The following is a 5,381-nucleotide window of genomic DNA, read 5'->3' as shown; positions in this document are numbered from 1 at the left end:
ACAATGTAGCAATCAAACGATCAATAAAAAAACAGATTATCTTTATAATAATTCAAAGATTTTGTAGAGTATTCAATAGTGTTTAAAAGATGATTGTTGGATAAATAAGACATGCTAATAGCGTGGTAGAAGTCTGCAAGTTCCCATTCTTCCAAGTGAAAGTTAGTGAGTATGTCTAAGGCTGTTTCAAAATGCTCTAACGCTACTTTGAAATCTTTAACTAAATAGTAATAGAAGCCGCAATTCTTATTAAAGATAAAGCTTTGTCTCTCATCGAATTTTTCTTGCATTTGTTCCAAAGCATTCATCAAACTTTTTACAATTTCCACTTCAACTTGAGTGATTAAATACAAACGGAATAAATAGAGATTGCAAGTATAGAAATTGGATTCATCTTTAAACAGAAAATTTCTTACCTTATAGGAATCAAGTTTTAATGTAATATCTTCCTTATTTCGATTAATAATTGCATCTTTATAAAGAAGATAAAGTTCAGATAAGAACTCTGTTTCCTCTTCAGTGGAGAGATCCTCAAAATCCAGATGTAATCTTTCCAATAAAAGCTGCAGGACATCTTCGCTTGGAACCGTCTGGTTATTCTCAATCTTGCTTAAATAGGAAGTGGAGCAAATTCCTTTGGCTAACGTGACTTGTTTCATATTCTGTTGTATGCGGGACATTTTGATGAGCAAACCGATATTATTCATATATCCACCTTTTATACTAATAGAGTCATTGAGTAATATCTACTATATGTAGTTGGGAAACAAAACTTAAATACCTATAAAAAAACGCGTGTTTTGGAAAAAAGTTTCCCAACCTGTTTTTCTTTCTTATTCTATCTTAACGAATTATGATTATATTGTAACTAGTTAATGAATTAGTATTTCTTCAAATTCTACGTTTATTATGAATATTTAGCAATTTTTATCTTTCAACAAGCAAATTATCATTTGAAAAGGAGCTGTTCAGTATGTTTACAGGTAGAATGTATAAATTGGATCGATTTCAGGATGATTTAGCAGTTCTCTTGGAATTTCCTAGGGAATCAAATGTATTGGTCGTTCCAACAGATGATTTAACTTATGATATGAAAGTTGGCGACGTATTATTAGTAGACATTCAGGAAGAAGGCTTTCTTATCTCAAAAGTGAACAAACGTGCTGCAAATAAACAAAAAGAAACAGATTCTGTATACTCTGCACAAAAAATTAACAGTTACTATATTGATTACGAACTTGGTTGTTTAGTTTATACAACTGCCAGCTGATTTTAGCGTTCAAAGGCACTGCCGCCAGTGTCTCTGACATATACCGAAAAGCCTGTAACTATTTCCCCCGACCTCGGGAAATAGTTACAGGCTTTTTGATTTGAATTTTTATAATTCTTCCCAATGGTTCATTTTATTTTTGTTAAACATACTTGCATTAGATAACACGAAATATTTGGCTGCATTTTTATATTTATTGTTTTCATAATAAAAGTTGCCTAACAATTGCGCATATTTATGAGCATGGCGGTAATCTTTAAGTTCCTGAAAAAAATTATAAGCATCAATAGCCACTTTCTCGAAAATCGTTGAGTCAGTTTCTCTTGTCAAGTAAACATTTAAATGGTGAAAAAATGTTTTCTGACTGGGATTCTGATTATTATCTATTAATGATAAACCTTCCTTACACCATTTAATGACTTCAGCCGAGTTTCTTAATTTAGAATATTCTTTTACGAGCGAATATATAGGTAGCAATTTTTCTTCGTTATCGTTGCGCGATTGGAGACTTTTTAAATAGAATTTTATTGCTTCACCTGGCAAACCCCTTCTTGACGCAGAATTCCCTAAGTTCTGTGTAATGATTGGGAAGTGTTCAACAAGATTAAGTTGGGATGCTATTTTTTGTGCGAGTAATAGATTTTCATAAGCTTCTTCATATTGGAACGAGAATTCTTGTGCAATAGCCAAAATTAAGTAACATTCAATCACACGAGTGTTGAAAAATCCGCTCTTGAAAAACTCTAGAGATTTTTGGATATATTCTATTGAAATGACCCATCTCTGCTGAGTTAGATAACAATGTCCTAAAAGATAATTAAAATCGGCTTCTTCCCATTTCTCAATATTGATTTTTTTGTAATAAGAAATTGCCTTTTCATAGGATTGAAGAGTTAAGTTATAATCCATCAAAAAAGAATAGTAACTGCCGACATTAGAATTAAATAAAAACATCTGGTAGTTATCAAAGTTACTGGATAGCTCAGATAATGCCATAATCAGTTCACTTGTGTCATTTTGAACATCTTGCACAATCAAAGTTAATCTGAGCACCATGAGCTGATATGTATAAAAATTTGAAGAATCTTTAAATAAGTAACGTTCACTATTAATTTCTTTTAACGCTATAGCTGTGAGTTCGCGGTCTTTGTTCATGACGGCATTGAAATAAATCTCACGAATGTGCTTTAGATAACTATCGTCGTCTAAACTTTTGTTTTGGTTGATCGCAATTTCGAGTCGGCTTAATAGTAAATTGACCACTTCTTGGCTTGGAACGATGGAATTGTTTTCAATTTTACTTAGGTAGGAGGGAGTACAAATCCCTTGAGCTAATGTAATTTGCTTCATATTCCTTCTAATTCTCTCAAGTTTAATCACATGTCCGAAGTTATTCATGGTCGCATCTTCCTCCTTTACTTATATTTTACATCTTTAATATTCAATTTTTATCCTACTATACGTTGATTAAACTTAAAACAAAAGTTTAAGAAATTTATTTCATAAAAATGATATATATATGCCCTGAATGTGAAAACTTTCCCAACATTTTCGACATTTTTCGACGTTTTTTTCATGTAAACTACTACTAGAGGAATTAAACGAAAGAACAAAATATTTAAAATGGGAGGTGAGTAGGAAATGAAAAATACATCATTGGTTTTGGTTCAAATTGCTTTGGGCTTTTTTCTCATAAGGCACAGAAGAAATATAACGAAACCCATTAACTTAATCGCGTTCGCTTTTTTTACCATGCTCATGATCTATTCCTTTTCAAATCTACTCCCAATTCTTGGTGAAGGTGTAACGGTTGTGAAAAAGCTCATCAACACTGAAGTAATCAGATTCTGAAACGAAAAACCATTTGTGTAAATCTGATCCACAAATGGCTGTAGAGGTAATACGAACATTAATATCATCTCGTTTTTGAAGTTTTGGATCTTCCACTTCTTTGACTTTGATATCTTTCGTTCCTTGAAACGTAATCGCCTTCATATACCATCCTCCTCAAACGGTGTTCACCGCCTAAAACTTTACCCATATGATTTTTTTCGAAACATTTACAAAAACAACATGTAAAAAGCAAGCAACTCTTTATAAGAGCTACTTGCTAGAGTGTGTATTTAAACTTTTAATACAAAACTGTCCTATTAAATATGTCCTAGACGTTGTTTCTAAAAGTTAATTTATCTGCGTTCTAATGGTTTCACGGCAGGACCTTCTAAAACTTCTCCTGTATAAGAGAACCGTGAACCGTGACAAGGACAGTCCCATGAACGCTCACTGTTATTCCAATGAACATCGCAGCCTAAATGGGTACATGTAGGTTTTACTAAATGTATTTTCCCATGCTCATCTTTATATGCACCTGTCTTGTGATGATCAATCATGACAATCTTGCCTTCGTCCACCTGTAAATTCTCAAGGGTATCAGATGGTCTCGTGAATTTTCCTTTTACTAATTCTTTCGCCACATTTGAGTTTACTTTTACAAAGTTTTTCGTATCATGTTGTTTTAGTTTTGATCGAGTCGGTGAGTATAAATCTTTATTGGGATTAAATTTATTTTGGGCAAGATCGGCTAACAATAGACCTGCGGCCGTCCCATTTGTCATACCCCATTTTGCAAAGCCAGTTGCCACGAATACATGAGGCAATCCAGATGTCATTTCGCCGATATAGGGAATGCGGTCGAGCGTTTCTAAATCTTGGGCAGACCAATGAGTGTCGATGGACTGGACAGGGAAATGCTGTTTGGCAAATTGTACGAGTGTTTCATAGCGTTCAACGGTAGAATCATCATGAGTAGTATCTTCATACTGCCCGGCTTTGTGACCTTCACCACCGACAATCACGTAGCTTTCTCCTTTATCACCTTTGGCTGTTCGAATTGAACGGGTAGGCTTTTCTACATTGATATACATGCCGTTCATATGCTCATCTGGAACTCTGACACACACCGCGTAGGAGCGTTGCGGAGACAATTTTGAAAAATACAAACCGTCTTTATCGTTAAACGGATAATGACTTGTAACAAGGACTTGTTTGGTCGTGATTTTCATTCCCTCCATCGTTTCGATAATGATTTCATCATTATGTTTAAGGGAGCTTGCTCGGGTTTCTTCGTGAAAAACGACGCCAAGATTCTGTGCTTCTTTAACTAATCTGTTGATATATTTAACAGGGTGAAATTGCGCCTGTTTTGGTAAGGTTAATGTTTCACTTACCGGAAATGGGAGTTCATCCAAGGATATCGATAGTTCACCAGGAATACCAAGCTTGTCATAAGCCGCTTTCTCCGTATGTAATTGATCAACACCTTGTGTAGTTTGTGCGTACAGAACGGCATCTCGTTCTTCAAAATCACAATCTATGGAAAGCTCGTCTACCCACATTTGTATTTGTTCGCGTGCTTGTTGATTTGCATCAAAATATTGGCGTGCCTTGGTCTTTCCGAATGTCTGTATTAACTCATCGTAAATTATTCCGTGCTGTGCGGTTATTTTCGCTGTAGTAAATCCAGTAGTACCACTGGCGATTTTGCTTCCTTCAATTACGATTACTTTTGCGCCTGCCTTAGCGAGGACGTATGCTGCAGTCACCCCGGTAATGCCAGCGCCTATAATACATACTTCTGTTGAGACATCCGATTCTATTTGTGGAAATGTTTTGTTTGATCGTACTTTTCTCCAATAGGATTTTGTGAATTTAGGCAATTCAAGTGCACACATAATTTAAACCCTCCTGCTCGTAGTTTMTTCATTATTACCCGTTTCCAGAAAATACAATCATGGATGGAAGAATTTGAACTGTAAGGAGGGTTTGAAAATTATATTTCTTCCAAAATAATCATAACCCCGATCAAAATAGGCAAAAGGCAGACAAGGAATAAAATACTCCTAGCAAGCCAAATCGGCAGTTTTTCGAAAAATACTGCAATCAAGATTACTCCAATTAAGAAAAGAATGGAGACTATGATGCTGTCTGTTGTAGGAGAGTCTATATGATTCAAATCGACTTTATCACGATCGTATTTGTACACCCAAAAATATATCACCACTAAGCCTATAAGAATCAATGACATTCCACATATTATCCAAGACATAATAAA

Annotated in this window: 5 protein-coding genes and 1 pseudogene; 1 reads left to right on the top strand and 5 read right to left on the bottom strand. The window is 34.8% G+C overall.

Annotation, left to right across the window (positions count from 1 at the left end; translation table 11 throughout):
- Positions 1-20: 20 nt before the first annotated feature.
- The gene (locus tag AC1DSL_RS15460; RefSeq protein ID WP_477532864.1) at positions 21-707 is read right to left on the bottom strand and encodes a helix-turn-helix domain-containing protein; all 687 of its coding nucleotides are present in this window, start codon (positions 705-707) and stop codon (positions 21-23) included.
- 266 nt (positions 708-973) lie between these two features.
- Between AC1DSL_RS15460 and AC1DSL_RS15455 the strand changes: the two genes are divergently transcribed.
- Positions 974-1,270, top strand: coding sequence for a DUF3006 domain-containing protein (locus AC1DSL_RS15455; RefSeq protein ID WP_477532863.1), 297 nt, complete (start codon positions 974-976; stop codon positions 1,268-1,270).
- Positions 1,271-1,378: 108 nt separating this feature from the next.
- On the opposite strand, the gene AC1DSL_RS15450 is transcribed toward AC1DSL_RS15455, so the two are convergent.
- From AC1DSL_RS15450 to AC1DSL_RS15435, 4 genes and pseudogenes are all read right to left on the bottom strand, one after another.
- Positions 1,379-2,668, bottom strand: a complete 1,290-nt coding sequence (locus AC1DSL_RS15450) for a helix-turn-helix domain-containing protein (protein WP_477532862.1) — start codon at positions 2,666-2,668, stop codon at positions 1,379-1,381.
- A 468-nt stretch (positions 2,669-3,136) separates the two neighbouring features.
- A pseudogene (locus AC1DSL_RS15445) lies at positions 3,137-3,265 on the bottom strand (glutathione-dependent formaldehyde dehydrogenase); the annotation flags it as partial.
- Between the two features lie 191 nt (positions 3,266-3,456).
- The gene (locus AC1DSL_RS15440; RefSeq protein WP_477532861.1) at positions 3,457-5,001 is read right to left on the bottom strand and encodes an FAD-dependent oxidoreductase; all 1,545 of its coding nucleotides are present in this window, start codon (positions 4,999-5,001) and stop codon (positions 3,457-3,459) included.
- Positions 5,002-5,099: 98 nt separating this feature from the next.
- Positions 5,100-5,381: hypothetical protein (locus tag AC1DSL_RS15435; protein ID WP_477532860.1), on the bottom strand; the 282-nt coding region annotated here is incomplete at its 5' end.

The organism is Paenisporosarcina sp. P4_D4, from assembly GCF_056401835.1.
The sequence above is the reverse complement of the archived record's forward strand: the minus strand, read 5'-3'. Positions and strand labels throughout refer to the sequence as shown.